Raw genomic sequence first — 20,904 nt, 5'->3', positions numbered from 1 at the left:
ACCACTTCATGGTGACGGACACACTCTCCGATGGCAGGTCATCCCGGCAGAGGTCGCTTCTTGGTGATTGGCAATTTCTCAAGAAGAACCTCGGCCTTCTGCTCTTCTGGCCCCTCAAGTCGATCATCCTCGGCCTCATCGGCTGGCACTTCCTCGTCACACATCTCGATGCGGAAAAAATCGATGCGGAACAAGCCGCGCTGCGCGAAGCGGAGACGCTGAGCCGCGCGTATGCGCAGCACCTGTTCCGCGCCCTCGAGGCCGTCGACCAGATCACGCTGTACGTCAAGAGCGGATGGGAGCTGGGCGGTAACAGCTTCAAGCTGGAGAAGATGGGCGGTACCGGTCTCTTCACGGAAAGGGCCGGCTTTTACGTCAGCATCATCGATGCGGACGGCAATCTGCGCACCAGCACCATCCCCGAGGCGCACCGCGTGAACATTTCGACGGAGCCGTACTTCCAGGTGCATCTGGACCGCAGCAACGAGTTCTATATCGGCACGGCGCGCATCGGCAATTTTTCGCGCACGCCGGTGGTTCCGTTCTCGCGGCGGCTGGAAGACGCCAACGGGTCATTCCAGGGCATCGTGCTCGTGTCCGTTGTGCCGGATTACTTCACCTCCGGCTATGACGAAGTCGCGCTGCGGCAACTCGGCTTCATTGGCATCCTGAGCGCCGACAAGGTGATCCGCCTTGCACGAATCGGCAACGAAATCTTCCTGCCGCACGGAAGCAAGACAGCGGTGATGCGGGAGCTCCCCTTCCATGAACCTGCGGGCAGCGCCATGCTGGAAGGCAACGAATGGTTCACCGACCGCCGCACACGTTACGTCGGCTGGAGTGCGACATCCGGATACAAGATGATCACCGTCGCCGGTCTCGATCGAGAAACCGAACTGGCTCCCTACCGCGAGGCGCGCCGTGAAACCATCAACCGCGGCATTGGAGCGAGCGTGGTCCTCGCCCTGCTCACCCTCGCGGCCATGCTTGTCTCGCTGCACATCGTCTGGCGGCGGCAGCAGATGCGTTCCATGCAGGAGACCTACCGGCGCGCGACCGAAGTCGGCAATGACGGCTTTCTCATCGCGCGCGCCTTGCGGGATCCCAAGGGCAACGTGGACGACTTTGAAATCACCGACTGCAACGAACGCGGCGCCAACCTACTGCGCTACCGCCGCGAAGAGCTGATCGGACAACGCATATCCTGGATGTACCAGGGCGCCGCAGTCGAACAGACGATGCGCATGCTGTGCCGCGCGATGAAAACCCGGTTTTACGAGGGCGAATCCGAGCTGGCGAGCCTCGGCCTCGAAGGCGGCCCTCGCTGGCTGCATATCCGGATCTCGCGACCCAACGACGACCTCGCCATTACCCTGCGTGACATCACCGATCTCAAGTCGCACGTCGCCGAACTCGAACGCCGCGGCAACGAGGACGCACTCACCGGCCTGCCCAACCGCCACTGGCTCAACTCCTTCCTCCCGCAGGCGGTGGAACAGGCGGCAGCCGCCCGCAGGATGCTCGCCTTGCTGTTCATCGACCTCGACGGCTTCAAAGCCGTCAACGACACGATGGGTCACAACGCCGGCGACGAAATCCTGCGCAACGCCGCGCAACGCCTCAAGGACGCGACGCGGCCCCAGGACCATGTCGTGCGCATCGGCGGCGACGAATTCCTGGTGATCCTCGAGCGGATAGGACATGCGTTCGACGCCGCCCAGGTCGCCGACCGCATCCTCGACGCCTTCGGCAGCGCCTTCAAGGTCAACCAGGGCGTGCGCGCCATCGGGGCATCGATCGGCATCAGCCTCTATCCGATCGACGGCGCCGACGCCAACACCCTGCTCAACAATGCCGACATCGCCATGTATTCCGTCAAATCGGACGGCAAGGGCACCTACCGCTTTTTCGACCCGCGCTACTCGGAAGCCATCCGCGAACGGCACCGCAGCGAAGCCGAACTGCACTATGCACTCGACCACGACCAGTTCGTCATGTACTACCAGCCGCGCGTCGACGTCTCGACCGGGGTCACCTCCAGCATGGAAGCGCTGGTACGCTGGGCGCATCCGACGCGCGGTGTAGTCGGACCGAACGAGTTCATCCCCCTCGCGGAAGAAACCGGCCTCATCATCCGGCTCGGCGAACAGGTCATCGAAAAGGTCTTCGCTCAGGTCGCCTACTGGGCAGAGCAGGGCCAGGAACTGGTGCCCGTATCCATCAATGTCTCCGCCCGCCAGTTCCGCGAATCGAATGTCGCCAAATTGCTGTCGACCTGCCTGGAACGCTACAAGGTTGACCCGGCGCTGATCGAAATCGAGCTGACCGAATCGTCGATGATCGAAGAAGGCCACAACGTCGTCGAATGCCTGCAAGCCATCCAGGCCACGGGCATCAAGCTGCTGGTGGACGATTTCGGCACCGGCTATTCATCGCTCTCGCAGCTGCAGCGGCTGGACTTCGACGTGATCAAGGTGGATCGTGCGTTCACGGCCGGGATGAAGGACTCAAAGGAAGGCATGGCCCTCATCACCGCCATCATCACCATGGCGCACGCGCTCGGCATGCGCGTCGTCGCGGAAGGCGTCGAAACCATCGAGCAGATCGTCGCGCTCAAGCAATTGCGGTGCGACGAGGTGCAAGGCTTCTTCATTTCCCGGCCTCTGCCGCCGTCGAAAACACAACCCATCCTGCCGCGCTGGTTTTTCCCCTCGACAACTTGACATCCTCTCGGGCATGGCCTCGTTTTATTGCCATTTTGCCAATTTTGCGCTATTGTCGGCGGTCTCGATTTCTTTCCAAAAAGACAATCAATGCCCGCCGATTTCCCCTTCTCCGAGGCGCTAGCCTTCACCCAGTCCGGCCGCCTGTTCACGCTGTCGTTTGCGCCCGGCTCCAGCATCGAGGATGGCGTGCTCTTGCCGCAGGAACTGTCCGGCGACGAAGCGGTGTCTGAAGGCTTCACCTACACCCTGACCTGCCTGTCTTCCGATGCGCACCTGGAACTGAAGCAGTTCATCGGCTTGCCGGTCCAGGTCTCCCTGCTGACCGATGGCGGCGAAGAGCGTGCCCTGTGCGGCCTGGTCACCCGTGCCGAATTCGCCGGCTCCGACGGCGGCTTCACCCGCTATGTGCTCACCCTGCAGGATCCCTTCGCCGTGCTGTCCCGCCGCGTCAACAGCCGCGTGTTCCAGGACCTGTCCGTTCTGGAGTTTGTCGATGTGCTGCTGCAAGAGCACCGCCAGAACAATCCCGTGCTGGCCTCCTGCTTCGACCTCGACGACCGCTGCATGGGCGAACATCCCGCCCAGTCCTGGGTCACCCAGTACAACGAATCCGACACCGCATTCATTTGCCGCTGGCTCGCGCAGGAGGGGATCAGCTGGTATTTCGAGCATGGCGAGGCCGGCGTGCCGGGCGAACACCCGAAACTGACGCTGGTGCTGTTCGACGATGTGTCGGTACTGGAATCTGCTTCTGCGGACAAAGTACGCTTCCACCGCGACGATGGCACCGAATCCGAAGACAGCATCACCGCATGGCAGGGCGTGCGGACCTTGCAGCCCGGCGGCACCGAACGCGCGAGTTACGACTACAAGTCTGTCGTCACCAGCACCCAGCAGGATGGCGCCGGCATCGACCAGGGCGAACACGGCGAAAAGCTCGCCAGCACGCTGGAAGACGTGCGTTACGAACCGCACCACAGCGCCAATGATGAGGATGATTACGCGCGCTACGGCAAGCTGCGCATCGGCGCGCATGAATTCGCCAGCAAGACCTTCAACGGCAGCGGCAGCCACCGCGAACTGACGGTAGGCAGGTATTTCGAACTGGCCGACCATCCGGTGCACGATCAGGATGCGCCCGAGGACCGGCAATTCACGGTACTGCGTACCCGGCTGTTTGCCCGCAACAATCTGTTGCAGGAAGACAAGGGCAATGAACCCGTATTCCGTACCGACTTCGATGCCACCCGCCGCCATATCCCCATCATCCCTGCCTTCAGCACCACCGAACATTCAAAGCCGGTCGCCCCGACACTGCTGACTGCCGTCGTCGTCGGCCCACCCGGCGAGGAAATCCACGTCAACGAGTACGGCTGCATCAAGGTCAGGATGCCGTTCACCCGCAGCCTTGACCATGCCTTTGCCGAAGGCGCGGGTGCCAGCGGCACGGACAAGGATTCGCTCTGGATCCGGGTTGCGCAACCGTGGACCGGCAGCCACTACGGACAGGTATGGATTCCGAGGATCGGCGACGAAGTCTTAATTCAGTTCATCAACGGCGACATCGACCGGCCCATTGTCACTGGATCCGTCTACAACGGCACACATCGTCCTGCGGCGTTCACTGATGCCGGCAATCTTCCAGGCAACAAGGCGCTGTCTGGCATCAAGAGCAAGATGTATAAGGGACGGGGGCTGAATGAGATCGTGTGGGATGACAGCACGAATGAGCAGCGCATTCGTACTGCCACTGACCATGGAAAGACCTCACTCAATCAAGGCTATCTCGTTCATCCGCGCAGGGATGGAAAAGGAGAACCGAGGGGCGAGGGATTCGAGCTAAGGACCGACCAGTACGGCGCCCTCCGCGCAGGCCGAGGCATGCTCATCAGCACCGAAGCCAGGAACAATGAAAACAGCACGCATCTGGACAGCAAGGAGCTGGCCAACCAGCTGGCGAGCAACCTGGAACTGTCGAAGTTGCTATCCGATGCGGCGAAGGACCACAACGCCGATCCGCTGGAAGCGAACGAGGAAGCGGAACGGCTGATCAAGGTCGCCAGCAAGACGTACACACAGCAAGGCGGCACAGGACAGAAGGCGGAAGTGCCCGGCTACGAAGAACCGCTCCTCGCGTTCTCCAGCCCGGCGGGCATCGTGAGCGCGACACCCAAGTCACATGAGATAGCAACGGGCGAACACATTCACCTATCAAGCCAACAGGACACAAACATCGCAGTCGGCAACAAGCTGTCGATGGCAATCAAAGAAGCATGGAGCGTCTTCGTCGCCAAGTCCGGCATCAAGCTCTTCGCCGGCAAGGGCAAGGTGCAGATCCAGGCGCAGGATGATGAGATCGAGGCGATCGCGAAGAAGGATATCAAGGTTACGTCTGTTGACGGACATATCGATATCACTGCTCCGAAGAGTATTCGACTTACTGCAGGGGGATGTCAGATTGAAGTTGGTAATGGGCAGATTACGTTGAAGGCACCGGGGCCGGTGAACATTCATGGCAGTGTGAAGAACTTGACCGGACCTGCAACGACAGCAGCTGTATTCCCAGCCCTACCAAGTACCGATCTTAGAGCGATAAAGAAAAATACCCAACTTGTTGTGCTATCGGACGAAGATGGTCATATCTTAAAAAACCGCCCCTATCGAATATGGATGAAAACTGGAGAGGTTATAGAAGGCACCACTGATCGGTATGGAGCGACAAAAGTACTCGAATCAGATGCACCAGCCGTTGGAAAAATTGAGATCCTGAAGCGAATTTCTTAGAGGTCAAGGGATGAACAAACATGTTGTACGAAGCGGAGAAACGCTGTCGTCAATTGCCACTCGCTATTCTGTAAACGCACAGGAATTGCAAACTAAGAACGGCATATCGAATCCGAAACACCTTCAACCCGGCCACGTCCTTTTAATTCCGAGCAATCGAATCCGACAAGCTGCCGCAAGCCCCGAAAAGCCGAAAAAATCAAGCAAGCAACCGGCAAAGGCGAATTCTGGAAGCGCTGAAAGACACGAGCATGAGGGCCAATTCAAGTTTAAGTGGATTTCGTTTGAATGGTTGGATGAATTACTTGAAAGGCTACGCGCGAAAGAAGCCGACGAGCACATTCAGAAATCGGAAAAAGTACAGCTCACACCGCAAGACTCAGGAGCAAAACCTTCGCCGGCACCAGCCGCAAAAAAATCGAGCAAAGGAAGCAAAAAAATCAGCGAGGTGACTGAGAAAATCAAAGAGACCTTAAACAAAGAACCACATGTTGTGACCTTTTCCGGGGTACGGCTTACCGAAAACGAAAGGAAACAGATTGTAGCTGCTGTGGCTTGCTGCGAGATGAATGCAGACGGATTCGGCAGTGTCAACCCAGATACAGAATTCATTGGAAGAAAGTTTGGAAAAAAGGGAATTGAAACAGGCTACTCACGTATCGTGCATATCGGTCTTTCATACGGGGTAATCCAGTACACGCAGGACTCAGGAAACATTGGAATCCTGTTAAAGAAACTGCAGGAAAAAAATTCTTCGAAATTCGTTCAAATTTTCGGCGGCGGAAACAAGGAAATCGCACAGTCCCTTATTACACTAACTAGTGATGGCCGCCCTGATTTACGGGGCGACAACTCGATTCCGTTATGTGGCCAAGCGTATTGGGAAGAAATAAGAGCGACCGCCAAAGGAAAAGAAATGAAGACTCTTTCAGAGCAGGACAAGGACGGCGATGGCAAATCTGACCTTCCTGCACACAGAGAGATCCGCGGAAAGCGCGTTCAACCAATCCCTGCAAACCCGAGCGAAATGCCGACTGATATATGGACGGGAACATGGAAGCAGCGATTTCTAGAGGCAGGAAATGAACTGGACTTCCAAGAGGCGCAGTTAGACTGTGCAGTAGAGATGTTTTTCAACCCCATTATTGGCCTTGCCAAGAAAAACAAAGTAAGGTCCGCACTCGGACTGGCATTTGTCACAGCGTGTGCGGTTCGCGGTGGCACGAAGTCGAAACTAGCCACATTGATATACCGAGTTGCAGGTGAACTAGGCGTTACATTACCGTTTGAGAACTCCGAGGATGAAACGCGCTGCGTCAAAGCTGTGGCAGACGCAGATGGAAAGGTTGGAAAAGTAAAATTTCACAAAGAAGAATCGAAGCGCGCGCGGCTATTGCTTGAGGACAAACTAGGATTTCTCGCAGAGGACTTATATGATCTTTCGACTTACTAACAGTATTCAACGCTTGTGCATATACATCGGATTTTCATTCTTCCTAGTGTCTCCATTCGCTTTCGCAACTTGCGATCTTGGGAAGACTCCGTTAGTAAATAATGAGTCGTGTTTGGAATTCAAAGACTCTGATCGATCCCTTAACACAAACTATCGTTCGCTAATTTCCAAACTGGATAACGATGCGAAAGAAACATTGCGCACCGTACAAAGAGAATGGATTAAATGGCGTGACAAAAAATGTTATCAAGTGCAAGAAGAGAGCGGCTGTAATCGAAACGGATCCTGCAATGGCGTAGCTCACGACATGTGCATTGTTGAACTAACAGACCAACGTGCAGACGAACTTAAGGAATTTATCGGAAACATCAATTTGGCGAAGAGGAAGAATTTCACCTATTCGAAGGACTACGACTAATAGAAGCGCGCCAGCGAATACCTCACAAATCGCTCGAGAGGCATTTTGTTTGCGAGCGCTTGTGCAATCCACCGCCCAGTATTCACCGACCCAGTAACCCCCAGATGCCCATGCCCAAATGCGCACCACAACCCAGGCAGTCTACTAACCGGCCCTAACACCGGCAACGAATCCGGCAAACAAGGCCGATGCCCCATCCACATCGTTGGCGCATTTAACGCCAGCCCCGGCAACCCCTGAACTGCAGCCTCGCCTAGTGCCTCAGCACGCCGAGCGGTCGGCGGCATCTCCAGTCCGCCAAACTCCACCGTCCCGGAAATCCGCAACCCATGCTCCATCGGCACCGCAAACACCTTTCGGTCTGCAAACACAATCGGACGCCCAATCGCGATGTTTGGCGACGCCACGTGCAGGTGATAACCGCGCTGGCTCTCCAACGGGAGACGCAGTCCCAACGGCCTTAGCAACTCAGCCGACCACACGCCGGCGGCCATGACTACCAGATTCGATTGGTACGTGCGCTCCACACCCTGCACCTTCCAGCCGCCTGCATGAGGCGCCAGCATCCGCACGCGATCACGCACGAAATCCACACCGCGTTGCCGCGCCGCCTCCGCAATTGCGTGTGCATAGGCGAACGGATTCGTCACCGCGCCTTGTTCGGGCATGAACATCGCCAGTGTGTAATCGCTGCTTACTGCAGGCTCAAGGTCGCGGATCGCCTTCGCGTCCAGGCGCTCGCATTTCACGCCGTGCCGCTCTCGTAGCCGCCACGATCCCATGTCCTTGTCCAGGGCGGCTGCATTCCGATACAAATGCAATTGCCCCGTCTGTACCACTCGGTCGGGGCAGCCGATCTCTTTGGCTAATGCGCGATGATTCTCCACCGCTCCGGTGAAGAGGTCGGTCAGCGCGGTTGCGATCTCCTCCACGCGCTGCGGCGTTGCCGACGCAACGAAGCGCCAGAGCCACGGTGCCGCGCGAAGCCAGTAGTGCGGCGGAACGTACAGCGGGCTGTCTGCTTCGAGCAGCATCTTCGCGGAACTCTTGAGGATGCCGGGCATGGCCAGCGGTGCGACCGAGCCCGCGGATATCGCGCCAGCATTGCCGAAGGAGCACTGGGAGCCAGGCTCTTCCGGATCGATGACCCGCACGGCGAACCCTTCCTTGCGCAGCGCGTAGGCTACGCACAGGCCGACAATACCAGCGCCGATGACGGTGACGTGCTGAGATGCGTTGGAATTCATATGGGAATCGACGGTGAGTTGGTATGAATGCGAAGCGGTCGCGCCGACCTAACCCGCCACATCCCGAAACCCGCGCAACACTTGCGCCACATTCACCCCAATCTCCTCGACCGCATAACCGCCCTCCATCACAAACAGTGTCGGCAATCCCAGCCCGGCGAGTTGTCCGCCCAACCGCAGGTATTCCGGCGCATCAAGCCGGAATTTCGAAATCGGATCGCCGACGTAGGTGTCCACGCCGAGGGAAATGACCAACGCGTCCGGCGCATAGTCCCGGATGCGCTTGCACGCGGAATCGAGTGCCACGAACCATTGTTCGTTGCTGCTCCCCGCCGCCAATGGATAGTTCTGGTTGAAACCAAGGCCAGGGCCGGCGCCGGTTTCGTCGGCGTGGCCGAGATAGAACGGGTACTCGGTCTTCGGGTCGCCATGAATGGACTGGAACAGCACATCGGCGCGGTCATAGAAGATCGATTGCGTGCCGTTGCCGTGGTGGTAGTCGACATCGAGAATCGCCACGCGCGAGGCGCCGCCGTCGAGGAAGGCCTGCGCAGCGACCGCCGCATTGTTGATGAAGCAGTAGCCGCCGAGGAAATCCGGACCGGCGTGGTGGCCGGGCGGGCGGGACAAGGCGAAGGCGGCACGCGCGCCCTGCGCAATGCGCCGCTGTGCCGTCAGCGCGATGTCAGCCCCCAGCCGCGCCGCACGCCAGGTGCCCGAGGTGAACGGCGTGCCGCTGTCGAAGGAGTACATGCCCAGCTGGGCAATGAAGTTGTCCGGCTCCACGTCATGCCGGAACCCGCGGATCGGCCACACGGCAGGAATCGCGTCGTGCGTGTTGCCGAGGGCGGTCCAGCTGTCCCAGGCGCGCTCGAGGAAACGCAGGTAGCGGGGCGCGTGCACGCGTTCGATCGGCGCGAGCGGGAAGCTGTCGGGTGCGGAGACCGGACCGATCTGGTGGCCGGTGACGGCCTTGAAGATGAAGTCGGCGCGCTCGGGCTTTTCGAAGCAGGGGACGAGCTCGCCGCGGTAGAACTCGAATTCGCCGCGGTGGGCGTGGTGGTCGGGGCTGTAGATGATGTCCATGGGCTGTTCTTGCATTCAAGGTCGAAACGCATGTGCCGGTATTAAACATCATTTCCAATGAGCAACGGATTCCTGCCACAATAACCGGTCCGTCCTTCCCGGAAGGCATGCGCTTCGCACGTTTCAGACCAGTTATTCAAACAGATATCCCATGCTCCTGCTCGAACTCGTCCTGATGCTCATGATCTGCGCCGCCGCCCTCAGCTGGCTCGCGCGCCAATTCAAGCTGCCGTACCCGATTGCCCTGGTCGTGGGCGGTGCGCTGCTGGGCCTGATCCCGAACCTGCCGCAGTTTCCGTTCGACCCGCAGCTCATCCTGGTGATCGTCCTGCCCCCGGTGCTGTACCAGGCGGCGCTGCTGACCTCATGGACCGACTTCAAGACACACATCCGCCCGATCAGCCTGCTGGCCATCGGGCTGGTCATCGCCACCACGCTGGCCGTCGGCTTCGCGCTCAAGTTCATGGTGCCGTCGGTCCCCTGGGCCGCCGCCTTCGTGCTGGGCGCCATCGTCTCGCCGCCGGATGCCGTGGCCGCGACGAGCATCCTGTCCCGCCTGAACATCCCCCGCCATGTCGTGACCATTCTCGAAGGCGAAAGCCTGGTCAACGACGCGTCCGGCCTGGTCATCTACAAGCTCGCGATCGCCGCCGTGCTGACCGGCGCGTTTTCGTTTGCGGAGGCGAGTGCGCAGTTTGCGCTGGTGTCAGCCGGCGGCGTGGTGATCGGGACAATCCTGGCGTTTGTGTACATCGCCATCCATCGCCGCCTGCACGATCCGTTCATCGAAGTCATCGCCGTCCTGACGATTCCCTATACCGCGTACATCGCCGCCGAATCGCTGCATGTCTCCGGCGTGCTGTCCGTCGTCGCGGCGGGGCTCGTGCGCGGGCGGTATGCGCCGGAAATCGTCTCGGCGGAAATGCGGATCATGGCCCGCTCCGTCTGGAACGTGCTCGTCTTCATCCTCAACAGCCTGATCTTCATCCTGATCGGCGTGCAGATGTCGGGCGTGATGGACAAGCTGCACCTGTATTCGCTGTCCGAACTGTTCATGCTGGGAAGCGTGATCACCCTGGTGGCCGTCGCCGTCCGCTTCGCCTGGGTGTTTCCGGTGGCGTATCTCCCGCGCTGGCTGAGCGGCAGCCTCCATGAACAGGCGCCCAAGCCACGCAACCGCGAACTGGCGATCATCAGCTGGTGCGGCATGCGCGGCATCGTCTCGCTCGCCGCCGCACTGGCGCTGCCGGCCGCCCTGCCGAACGGCGAACCCTTCCCGGCACGCGACCTGATCATCTTCATCACCTTCTTTGTCATTGCCGCGACGCTCGTCGGGCAGGGTCTCACGCTGGCTCCGCTGATTCGGAAACTGAAAGTGGGCGCGGACTGGTCGACGAATGATGAACAGCAGCATGTGCACGCGGCCATGCATGGGGCAGCGATTGCTGCCATCGATACCCATGTGGCACAGGCAAAGGCGCCTGCGGAGTGGGCGGATGAACTGCGGATGGAAATCGCCAACCGCGTTGCGCCGGGTGCGGCGGAGGGATTGGATCTCATCCCAAAGGATGAATTGTTATTGCAGCTGCGCCGAGCGGCGATCAAGGCGGAACGCAAGGAACTGATCCGGCTGTGGCGGGAGAATGAGATCAGTGATGAGGTGATGCGGCATCAGGAGGAGGTGCTGGATTATCGCGAGGCGCAGTTGTAGGGGACAGTGAAGCGGTAGTTTGCTCCTACAAATCGTCTACTGTGCGCCAATAAAAAGCTTAAAACATCGTCAACATAAGCGCACCCGCCTTCTTCAAACCCGGCAGAGTGTGACTCATAGTCCGTAGACTGATAAGTCTCATCAGCCGAATATCGTTCAGTCAATTTTCAGGACTGAACATGGAAGACAAGCAGCTAACTGCATTCGGCCTACGTTTGAGAGAACTACGTATTGAACGCGGTCTCAGCCAAGAAGAACTGGGTCTCCTCTCCGACCTTGACCGTACTTACATTAGCGGCATTGAACGTGGAACGCGGAACGTTGGGCTGATTAACGTCTTTCGAATCGCGAAAGCGCTTAACGTTCCTCCTGCTGCGTTGTTCAATGAAACAAAGGCACGCTAATGGGAGTACGTGCCTTCTACACTGCGACTGTCTGCGATTTCCTCCAAGAGTCTGTCGATTCAATTGTTGGAAAGATTAGCCAGCAACACTGCCAAGACATCGTCCAACTCCAAATGGGGGCGTGGCAAAGGGAGATCGAACTCTTAAAGGAATGCTTACCGCCCTTTGAAGGTGGACACATACTGATTGAACTTCAGATCCCGAGGATGGGACGTCGCGCAGATGCTGTCTTGATCTACCAGAACATCATCTACGTAATGGAGTTCAAGGTTGGCGCAAAGGCGTACCATTCTCACGATCTACGACAAACCCACGGCTACGCAATCGACCTTCATCATTTTCATGAAGGTAGCCATAACAAGACCATTGTCCCGCTTCTAGTAGCAACTGAGGCACCTGCGTATCAGCTCGCACTTTCGCAACCGGTAGATCATGTCCATTCGCCACTGCGCGTTAGCGCCAAGACCTTGCAGGAGGCACTTACGCATTGTGTCCGTACGATACGCGAACCAGCCCCAATCGATTTCCAATATTGGTTCGAATCTGCCTACAAGCCGACACCAACCATCGTTGAGGCAGCACAAGCGCTCTACGCCAATCATGATGTTGCGGACATTGCCCGCAACGACGCCGGAGCACATAACCTTCATGTCACGTCATCGGCAATACTGGATATCGTCCATAGAGCTCGCGAAGAAAAGCAGAAAGTAATCTGCTTTGTGACAGGAGTGCCGGGCGCAGGAAAGACGCTAGTTGGGTTAAACATTGCAACGACGAGCGTCAATATCGACGATGACGAACACGCAGTTTTCTTGTCCGGAAACGGTCCGCTGGTCGACGTGCTGACGGAAGCACTGGCACGTGACGCAAAAGACCGAAATTCCAACGCGAGCAAAGAAGTAGAACTACGTAAGGCAGCCGCGCGAATTCAAAACATTCACAAGTTCAGAGACGAGGCACTCTTGAATCCGGGAAAAGCGCCACCCGAACGGGTCGTCATTTTTGATGAGGCACAACGAGCTTGGGATGCGGAAAGCACCGCGAAATTCATGGTTCAGAAGCGTGGACAAAGAAGCTTTGATCAATCAGAGCCAGAGTTCCTAATTAGCGTCATGAACCGACATCCCGATTGGTGCGTCATCATTGCATTAATTGGTGGCGGTCAAGAGATTAATACTGGAGAGGCCGGACTCAAGGGTTGGATTGATGCTATTCGCAGCCGCTTCAACAATTGGCATGTCTATTACTCGGACAAGTTGAAGCAAGCAGAATATGCGGGCGGTGACGTAGAAATCAATGGCATTCAGCATGCGAGATCTAGAGTTGCCATGCACCTTGCGACGTCAATGCGGTCCTTCAAAGCCGAGCGCCTTTCTCACATGATTCATTATTTGATCGAGAACCAACCCGATCGTGCTGCAGCTTGTTACGCATCGTTCAGAAGTCGATTCCCAATTGTCGTTACACGAGACATCAAAAAAGCCCGTACATGGATAAAAGATCGCGCCCGAGCAAATGAAACCAAAGGCGTAATCGCGTCCTCGGGCGGCGCGCGGTTAAAACCGGATGGCATCTTTGTGAAGAACAAAATTTCTGCCGCCGACTGGTTTCTAAATGAACCTGAGGACGTACGTTCTTGTCACTTCTTAGAGGACGTTGCCACTGAGTTTGATATTCAAGGTCTCGAGCTCGACTGGTGCCTGATTGGATGGGATGCAGATTTCCGCTATAACCAGGGAGCCTTCGAGCATTGGAAATTTACTGGATCGAGTTGGAAACAACGAAATCGCTCAGCACAAAAACGTTACTTGGAGAATGCTTACCGAGTACTCCTCACACGCGCTCGCCAAGGCATGGCAATCTTTGTCCCGCGAGGTGAGCTTGAAGATCCAACTAGGCCTCCTCAGCACTACGACGAAACGTACAGCTATCTAATCAGATGTGGCGTCCAGGCTCTCGAATCTTGATTATTTCAATCGAAACGATCAATTAAAAATGGGCTCGCAAGGAGCCCATTTTGTTCAACGCCGTAGGAACATCAAACGTCAATATTCCCCGCCTGCAGCGCATTAGTCTCAATAAACGCCCGACGCGGCTCCACATCATCCCCCATCAGCGTCGTGAAAATCTGATCCGCTGCAATCGCATCCTCAATCTGCACCTTCAACAACCGGCGCACCGTCGGATCCATCGTGGTTTCCCACAGCTGTTCCGGATTCATTTCACCCAGCCCCTTGTAGCGCTGCTTGGACACGCCGCGCTCGGCTTCGTCGCGCAGCCAGTTCATCGCTTCGTGGAAGTCGCGGATCGCGATTTCCTTGGCCTTGTCGCCCTGGCCGCGGCGGACTAGTGCGCCCGGGCCGATCAGGCCCTTGAAGGTGGCGGCGGCGGCCGACAGCACCTGGTAGTCGGGGCCGTGGATGAAGTCGGCGTCGATGACGCTGACCTTCAGGTTGCCGAAGTGGCGGCGCTGGATGCGCAGCATGTGCTTGGCAGAGAGTTCGTCCGACTTCACCACGACTTCGACGGCCGGGTCGTTGATGGCCTTGGCCAGTGCCTGGGCCGAGGTCTCGGCGTTCTCGGCGTTGTCGAGGTTGAGCGTGACGCCGGTCATGATGGCCGACAGCGCTGCCTCGTCCATCGCGCGCGCGAGGCGCATGATGATGGCGTTGGCGGTGTTGTACTGGCGGACCAGTTCGGACAGGGCTTCGCCGACGATGGGTTGCGCGTTTTCGGTCGGGATGATGGCGGCGTCGTTGAGCGCGACCTTCATCATGTAGCTGGCCTCTTCGACGTCGTCCTTGAGGTAGCGCTCGTCCTTGCCGTGCTTGACCTTGTAGAGCGGCGGCTGTGCGATGTAGACGTGGCCGCGCTCGACGAGGGCGGGCATCTGGCGGTACAGCAGCGTGAGCAGCAGGGTGCGGATGTGGGCGCCGTCGACGTCCGCGTCGGTCATGATGATGATGCGGTGGTAGCGCAGCTTCTCGACGTTGAATTCGTCCGGGCCGATGCTGGTGCCGAGGGTGGCGATGAGCGTCGTGATCTGCTCGGAGGAGAGCATCTTTTCGAAGCGGGCTTTTTCGACGTTGAGCACCTTGCCGCGCAGCGGGAGGATCGCCTGGAACTTGCGGTCGCGGCCCTGCTTGGCGGAGCCGCCTGCGGAGTCACCCTCGACGATGTAGAGCTCGCACAGGGCGGGGTCTTTTTCCTGGCAGTCGGCCAGCTTGGCGGAGAGGCCGAGGCCGTCCATGATGCCCTTGCGGCGGGTCAGTTCGCGTGCTTTGCGGGCGGCTTCGCGCGCGCGGGCGGCTTCGACGATCTTGCCGCAGATGATCTTGGCGTCGTTCGGCTTTTCCATCAGGAAGTCGGTGAGCGTCTTGGCGACGATTTCCTCGACGGGGCCGCGCACTTCGGACGACACGAGCTTGTCCTTGGTCTGGGAGCTGAACTTGGGCTCGGGGACCTTGACGGAGAGCACGCAGGTGAGGCCTTCGCGCATGTCGTCGCCGGAGATTTCGACCTTGGCTTTCTTGGCGAAGTCGTTTTCTTCGATGTACTTGTTGATGACGCGGGTCATCGCTGCGCGCAGGCCGGTGAGGTGGGTGCCGCCGTCGCGCTGCGGGATGTTGTTGGTGAAGCAGAGGACCTGTTCGTTGAAGGCGTCGTTCCATTGCATGGAGACGTCGACGCCGATCATGGTGCCTTGCTCGGAGACCTTCTCGCCGGTGGCCTGGAAGATCGTCGGGTGCAGGACGCTCTTGTTCTTGTTGATGTACTCAACGAAGCCGCGGGTGCCGCCTTCGAACGCGAAGTCTTCTTCCTTGCCGGTGCGCTGGTCGGTGAGCTTGATGTGCACGCCGTTGTTCAGGAACGAGAGTTCGCGGATGCGCTTGGCGAGGATGTCGTAGTGGAATTCGACGTGCGTGAAGATTTCTTCGTCGGCCCAGAAGTGGACTTCGGTGCCGCGCTTGTCGGTTTCGCCGGTGACCTTGATCGGTGAAATCTGCACGCCGTCCTGGACTTCGAGTTCGCGGTTCTGGACCACGCCCTTGGAGAATTCCATCTGGTGCACTTTGCCATCGCGGCGGACGGTCAGGCGCAAGAGCTTGGAGAGTGCGTTCACGCAAGAGACGCCCACGCCGTGCAGGCCGCCGGAGACTTTGTACGAGTTCTGGTCGAACTTTCCGCCGGCGTGCAGCTCTGTCATCACAATCTCTGCGGCGCTGCGCTTGGGATCGTGCTTGTCGTCCCACTTGATGCCGGTCGGAATGCCGCGGCCGTTGTCGGTGATGGAGATCGAGTTGTCGGAGTGGATGGTGACGTGGATCTCGGTGCAGTGGCCGGCGAGTGCTTCGTCGATGGAGTTGTCGAGCACTTCGAATACGAGGTGGTGCAGGCCCGTGCCGTCGGAGGTGTCGCCGATGTACATGCCTGGGCGCTTGCGGACTGCTTCGAGGCCTTCGAGGATCTGGATCGAGGATGCGCTGTACGAGCTGGTCGGTTGTTGCTCACGCGGTGCTTCTTGGGGGAGTGCGGACATGGCTACCTTCTAAAACGAAACGGCTGAAAGAACGGGCTTTTCGGCTCCTTCCCCTTCAAGGGGAAGGTTGGGATGGGGATGGGTTTCTCGCGTGCTTCGAGGTTTCATTGCTGAAACCCATCCCCACCCTAGCCCTCCACTTCGCAGCTTGCAAGCTGCTTAGATTCGCACGGCGCAAAGCATGCTTTGCGAAACCCCGTGCTCATCCCCTTGAAGGGGAGGGAACCGATTGGCTATAAATTTCGGATTTCCATAAATGTGGCAAAGGGGCTCGCCTTACCCACGGCAGCCCCCTTGGCAAATTGTCTTTTCTAAATCATTAAATACGCATCGGCATCACGACGTACTTGAAGTCGGCGTTGTCCGGCACGGTGATCAACGCCGATGAATTGGCGTCGCCAAGCGCGACGTTGATGTTGTCGCACTTGAGGTTGTTCAGCACGTCGAGCAGGTAGGAGACGTTGAAGCCGATGTCGACGGTGTCGCCGCCGTAATCGATTTCGAGTTCTTCCACGGCCTCTTCCTGGTCGGCGTTGGTGGAGCTGATCTTGAGGCTGCCCGGTGCGATGATGCAGCGGACGCCCTTGAACTTATCGCTCGTCATGATGGCCGCGCGCTGCAGTGCGTGCAGCAGCGTCTGGCGGTCGATCGTGAAGTTGTTCTTGTAGCCCTTCGGGATCACGCGGGTGTAATCCGGGAACTTGCCTTCGACCAGTTTCGAAATCAGTTCGATGTCGGCGAAGGTGAGCTTGACCTGGTTGCTGGCGATCTCGAGGTCGACGGTCTGGTCGCTGTCTTCGAGCAGGCGCTGCAGTTCGAGAATCGTCTTGCGCGGGATGATGACTTCCTGGCGCTGGAAATTCTGGTCGGTCTCGACCTGGCAGAACGCGAGACGGTGGCCGTCGGTGGCGACTGCGATGACGTTCTTGCCGTCGACGACGAGCAGCAGGCCGTTCAGGTAGTAGCGGATGTCCTGCTGGGCCATCGCGAAGTGCACCATGTTGAACAGGTGCTTCAAGGTCTTCTGCGGCAGCGTGACCTTGGCGTTGAAGTGTTCGGCTTGCGCGACGGTCGGGAATTCTTCGGCGGCCAGGGTTTGCAGGGCGAAGCGCGACTTGCCGGACTGGACGGTCATGCGCTTGTTGGCCAGCGAGAGGGTGACGTCGCCGAAGTCGGGCAGCGCGCGCAGGATGTCGAGCAGCTTGCGGGCGGCGACGGTGGTCGCGGCGACTTCACCGCCGCTGCCGACGTCGGCGGTCGTGGTGATCTGCACTTCGATATCAGTGGACAGGAAGGAGACCTTTTCGCCGTCCTTGCGAATGAGGATATTGGCCAGAATCGGCAGCGTGTGCCGACGCTCGACAATACCACTCACGATCTGCAGAGGTCGGAGAAGCGTGTCTCGTTGGGTTTTGACCAATTGCATGCTTTTGTCCTTGTAGTAATTGAGTTGAGACAGTGCGGTAAGTCAGGGTGAAAAGGCAGGTCTAAAAAGGACAGATTCCCGCCTGGTCAAACAAATGCAAAACAACCTCTATTTTGACAGAAAAGGGGGGTGCCCAAGAAACCAAAGTGAGGCTTTTTTGCCTGCTTTACAAGGGCTTCGGCAGCGCCGGGGAGGCGCTGCTTTAAATTTAGGCAAAGGGGGTTGAAAGGTTATCCACAGGCCAACAGGCAGCTGTGGATTAGCCTTTCAGGGTCTGCTCGAGGACGTGCAGCTCGTGGTTCACTTCGGGGTTCTTGGAACGGTCAGCGGCAATCTTGCGTACGGCATGCAGGACCGTGGTATGGTCGCGGCCGCCGAAGAGTTCGCCGATTTCCGGCAGGCTTTTCTGCGTTAGCTCTTTGGCAAGGTACATCGCAATCTGGCGCGGACGGGCAATGTTAGCCGGGCGCTTCTTGGAGTACATGTCGGCGACCTTGATGTTGAAGAAGTCGGCGACGGTCTTCTGGATGTTCTCTACGGAAATCTGGCGGTTCTGGACGGACAGCAGATCTTTTAGTGCCTCTTTGACAACATCGATCGTGATGTCCTTGTCGTGGAATCGCGAGTACGCCAGGATCTTGCGCAGCGCGCCTTCCAGTTCGCGGACGTTGGAGCGCAGGTGCTTGGCGACGAAGAAGGCAACGTCATCGTTCAGCACGACGCCTTCGGAGGACGCTTTTTTCAGCAGGATGGCGACGCGCATTTCCAGTTCCGGCGGTTCGACGGCGACCGTCAGGCCGGAGTCGAAACGGGAAATCAGGCGGTCGTCCATGCCCGTGATTTCCTTCGGATAGGTGTCGCTGGTGATGATGATTTGTTTCTTCGCAGCAATCAACGCTTCGAACGCGTAGAAGAATTCTTCCTGCGTGCGGCTCTTGCCGGCAAAGAACTGGATGTCATCGATTAGCAGCATGTCCAGCGAATGGTAGTAGCGCTTGAAATCGTCGAAACCCTTGCGTTGGTAAGCAGTCACTACGTCGCGAACATATTGCTCTGCGTGGATATAGCGAATGCGGACGTTCGGATTTTCCTGCAGCAGCTGGTTGCCGATGGCGTGGATCAGGTGGGTCTTGCCGAGGCCGACGCCGCCGTACAGGAACAGCGGGTTGTACGACACGCCCGGGTTGTTGGCGACCTGGATGGCGGCGGCGCGCGCCAGCTGGTTGGCCTTACCGGTCACGAAATTCTCGAAGGTCAGGACCGGATTGATCTTGCTCTGGTCGCGCTTCTTTGTTTCCTCGATGACAATATCGACGCGCTCGATCGGGTCGGGCATGTCGGCGTAGTCATTACCACCGCCGGCCAGCGCGAGCGCGGCCGAAGGCATCGATATTGGCGCCGGGGCGGGCTTGCGGACGACATTAGTGCGGGGGTCGAGCACGAACTGGACATCGATCGGCTGCTCCCAGTGCTCAGCGGCCAGGGCGGTAATGCGGCCGGCAAATTGCGTCTTGACCCAATCGAGCTTGAAGCGGTTCGGTGCGGCGATGCGCAAGCAGCCATCCTCGAAGTCGAGGGGCACGAGCGGCTTGATCCAGGCACTGAACTGCTGAGGCGTGAGTTCCTGCTCCAGTTTCGCGGAGCAAGTCTGCCAGAAATTTTCCATGAATTTTTTCTAATGTTTGCTTTGTGGAAAATGCACAAGGCCCTTCGTCCTGCTCTCCTCCGGCAGTCCGCTGCACAGTCCGGGCCAAGGTGGATGGTCTGCGCAGTGGAGTGCGGGAGCGGCATGTCGATCCGGGCCGGCTTCCACAGGGAGGGGTATTCTAACGCCGGGCCTCGCAGTTATCCACAGCCTGCGTCATTTTTCCGACATAAAAAAGTGCTTGCCAATGTGGATAATTTGGGCTTAGGGAAGGTGGGGGTATTGGTTATTACTGGTGGGAAGATAATAAGGTCCAAGAAGGTGGCGGGCGGGCGCTTGCGCATGATTCTCGGCTTCTTCTCCCCGTCATTCCCGCGCAGGCGGGAATGACGGGAAGGGTGACGGGACAGATCGGGCTTTGCTGCCCGCCTGCAGACATCAAATCCGCCCACGCTCGCCTGCTTGCTACCTTTTCCATCCCTTCCTTTCCCTAAGTAATTGACATACAAGCAGAAATTGAGGTTTAATTGCGGGTTCACTGCCTGTTGCGTTTTGTGCGCGTTCACAAGACAAGAATGGGCCGCGTGATTTCCCACCCATTTTTGCTTTAGCGAGACCTAAATGAAACGTACTTACCAACCTTCCGTCGTCCGCCGCAAGCGCACCCACGGTTTCCGTGTCCGTATGGCTACCCGCGGTGGCCGCGCCGTGCTGAATGCTCGTCGCGCCAAGGGCCGCAAGCGCCTGGCCGTCTAAGCCAAGCACTGCACCCAAAAAAAGCTGCCGGCGTGAGCGAAGAACGTTCACACAACTACGCACGCACCCGGCGCATCGTGAAAACGGATGATTTTTCATCCGTTTTTCGTTTGCGGCCCGTGCAGCGCACCGCGCATTTCGTCCTGTATGCGCGCAGCAATGCGCTGGACCACGCCCGGCTGGGCATCGTGGCCGCCAAGCGCTTCGCGCCGCGCGCGGTGACCCGCAATACGATCAAGCGCGTGACGCGCGAACTGTTCCGCCAGACCGCCCTGCCTGCGATCGATTGCATCGTCCGCCTGTCCCAGCCCGTGAATTCCAAAGCCGGTCCGGCGACCAACGCGAAGCTCAAGACTGAATTGCGCCGCGAACTTGCGCAGCTGCTCGGCTCGCAGGTGGCGAAACGCCCTTCGCCCAACGCGGAATCCCGCTGATGAAAACGCTTTTGCTGCTACTATTGCGCGCGTACCAGCTGGGCATCAGTCCTTTCCTCGGCCAGAACTGCCGTTTCTACCCGACCTGCTCCACCTACGCCACCGAAGCGATCCGCGAACACGGCGCGGCGAAGGGCGGCCTGCTTGCGGCGAAACGTTTGTGCAAATGCCATCCGTGGCATCCGGGCGGCGTGGATCCGGTGCCGAAGAAGGCGGCGGACGGGCATGCGGACTGTGCCTGCCAGCATCATTGAATTACTGATTACTCAAGCAC

The 20,904-nt window shown here is 58.3% G+C and carries 15 protein-coding genes; 10 read left to right on the top strand and 5 right to left on the bottom strand.

The genetic code is table 11. The annotated features are described in order from the left end of the window. The first annotated feature begins 8 nt into the window (after nucleotides 1-8). The 4 genes from ACNOHI_RS15545 (at nucleotide 9) to ACNOHI_RS15530 (ending at nucleotide 7,381) form a co-directional block, all read left to right on the top strand. On the top strand, nucleotides 9-2,723 hold the full coding sequence (locus ACNOHI_RS15545; RefSeq protein WP_420475589.1) for a bifunctional diguanylate cyclase/phosphodiesterase: 2,715 nt from the start codon (nucleotides 9-11) through the stop codon (nucleotides 2,721-2,723). A gap of 90 nt (nucleotides 2,724-2,813) precedes the next feature. Continuing rightward, on the top strand, nucleotides 2,814-5,510 hold the full coding sequence (locus tag ACNOHI_RS15540) for a type VI secretion system Vgr family protein (protein WP_420475588.1): 2,697 nt from the start codon (nucleotides 2,814-2,816) through the stop codon (nucleotides 5,508-5,510). Between the two features lie 10 nt (nucleotides 5,511-5,520). Continuing rightward, entirely contained in the window at nucleotides 5,521-6,963 is a 1,443-nt protein-coding gene (locus ACNOHI_RS15535) for a LysM peptidoglycan-binding domain-containing protein (protein WP_420475587.1), read from the top strand. Further along, the gene (locus ACNOHI_RS15530; protein WP_420475586.1) at nucleotides 6,944-7,381 is read left to right on the top strand and encodes a lysozyme inhibitor LprI family protein; all 438 of its coding nucleotides are present in this window, start codon (nucleotides 6,944-6,946) and stop codon (nucleotides 7,379-7,381) included. Before ACNOHI_RS15535 ends, ACNOHI_RS15530 begins: the two co-directional genes overlap by 20 nt. Here ACNOHI_RS15530 and ACNOHI_RS15525 read toward each other — a convergent pair. Then, nucleotides 7,378-8,628, bottom strand: a complete 1,251-nt coding sequence (locus tag ACNOHI_RS15525; protein WP_420475585.1) for an NAD(P)/FAD-dependent oxidoreductase — start codon at nucleotides 8,626-8,628, stop codon at nucleotides 7,378-7,380. The genes ACNOHI_RS15530 and ACNOHI_RS15525 overlap by 4 nt on opposite strands. Before the next feature lie 48 nt (nucleotides 8,629-8,676). After that, nucleotides 8,677-9,714 (bottom strand): histone deacetylase family protein, encoded by a 1,038-nt coding sequence (locus tag ACNOHI_RS15520; protein ID WP_420475584.1) that lies wholly within the window; start codon nucleotides 9,712-9,714, stop codon nucleotides 8,677-8,679. A 151-nt stretch (nucleotides 9,715-9,865) separates the two neighbouring features. On the opposite strand from ACNOHI_RS15520, the gene ACNOHI_RS15515 reads away from it, so the two are divergent. From ACNOHI_RS15515 to ACNOHI_RS15505, 3 genes are all read left to right on the top strand, one after another. Further along, a complete protein-coding gene (locus ACNOHI_RS15515; RefSeq protein WP_420475583.1) occupies nucleotides 9,866-11,425 on the top strand; it encodes a Na+/H+ antiporter in 1,560 nt (519 codons plus the stop codon). A gap of 179 nt (nucleotides 11,426-11,604) precedes the next feature. Next, on the top strand, nucleotides 11,605-11,829 hold the full coding sequence (locus tag ACNOHI_RS15510) for a helix-turn-helix domain-containing protein (protein WP_420475582.1): 225 nt from the start codon (nucleotides 11,605-11,607) through the stop codon (nucleotides 11,827-11,829). Further along, complete coding sequence (locus tag ACNOHI_RS15505; RefSeq protein WP_420475581.1) at nucleotides 11,829-13,796, top strand: DUF2075 domain-containing protein; 1,968 nt, start codon at nucleotides 11,829-11,831, stop codon at nucleotides 13,794-13,796. The genes ACNOHI_RS15510 and ACNOHI_RS15505 overlap by 1 nt, the downstream gene beginning before the upstream one ends. 71 nt (nucleotides 13,797-13,867) lie before the next feature. Here ACNOHI_RS15505 and gyrB read toward each other — a convergent pair whose 3' ends face one another. From gyrB to dnaA, 3 genes are all read right to left on the bottom strand, one after another. Further along, entirely contained in the window at nucleotides 13,868-16,369 is a 2,502-nt protein-coding gene (gene gyrB, locus ACNOHI_RS15500) for a DNA topoisomerase (ATP-hydrolyzing) subunit B (RefSeq protein ID WP_420475580.1), read from the bottom strand. Between the two features lie 319 nt (nucleotides 16,370-16,688). Then, on the bottom strand, nucleotides 16,689-17,795 hold the full coding sequence (gene dnaN / locus ACNOHI_RS15495; RefSeq protein WP_420475579.1) for a DNA polymerase III subunit beta: 1,107 nt from the start codon (nucleotides 17,793-17,795) through the stop codon (nucleotides 16,689-16,691). A gap of 259 nt (nucleotides 17,796-18,054) precedes the next feature. Beyond that, entirely contained in the window at nucleotides 18,055-19,461 is a 1,407-nt protein-coding gene (dnaA, locus tag ACNOHI_RS15490) for a chromosomal replication initiator protein DnaA (RefSeq protein ID WP_420475578.1), read from the bottom strand. A gap of 600 nt (nucleotides 19,462-20,061) precedes the next feature. Between dnaA and rpmH the strand changes: the two genes are divergently transcribed. From rpmH to yidD, 3 genes are read left to right on the top strand one after another with little or no spacing between them, the layout of a single operon-like run. Continuing rightward, nucleotides 20,062-20,196, top strand: a complete 135-nt coding sequence (gene rpmH, locus ACNOHI_RS15485) for a 50S ribosomal protein L34 (RefSeq protein WP_040041456.1) — start codon at nucleotides 20,062-20,064, stop codon at nucleotides 20,194-20,196. 32 nt (nucleotides 20,197-20,228) lie between these two features. Then, the gene (gene rnpA, locus ACNOHI_RS15480) at nucleotides 20,229-20,630 is read left to right on the top strand and encodes a ribonuclease P protein component (protein ID WP_420475577.1); all 402 of its coding nucleotides are present in this window, start codon (nucleotides 20,229-20,231) and stop codon (nucleotides 20,628-20,630) included. Beyond that, nucleotides 20,630-20,884: a membrane protein insertion efficiency factor YidD gene (gene yidD / locus ACNOHI_RS15475; RefSeq protein ID WP_420475576.1), complete on the top strand. Its 255-nt coding sequence runs from the start codon at nucleotides 20,630-20,632 to the stop codon at nucleotides 20,882-20,884. Before rnpA ends, yidD begins: the two co-directional genes overlap by 1 nt. Nucleotides 20,885-20,904 lie beyond the last annotated feature (20 nt).

The sequence above is a fragment of the Noviherbaspirillum sp. ST9 genome (assembly GCF_048799745.1).
In the GTDB taxonomy this organism is placed as follows: domain Bacteria; phylum Pseudomonadota; class Gammaproteobacteria; order Burkholderiales; family Burkholderiaceae_D; genus Noviherbaspirillum.
This window is presented reverse-complemented; position numbering and strand designations above follow the sequence as displayed.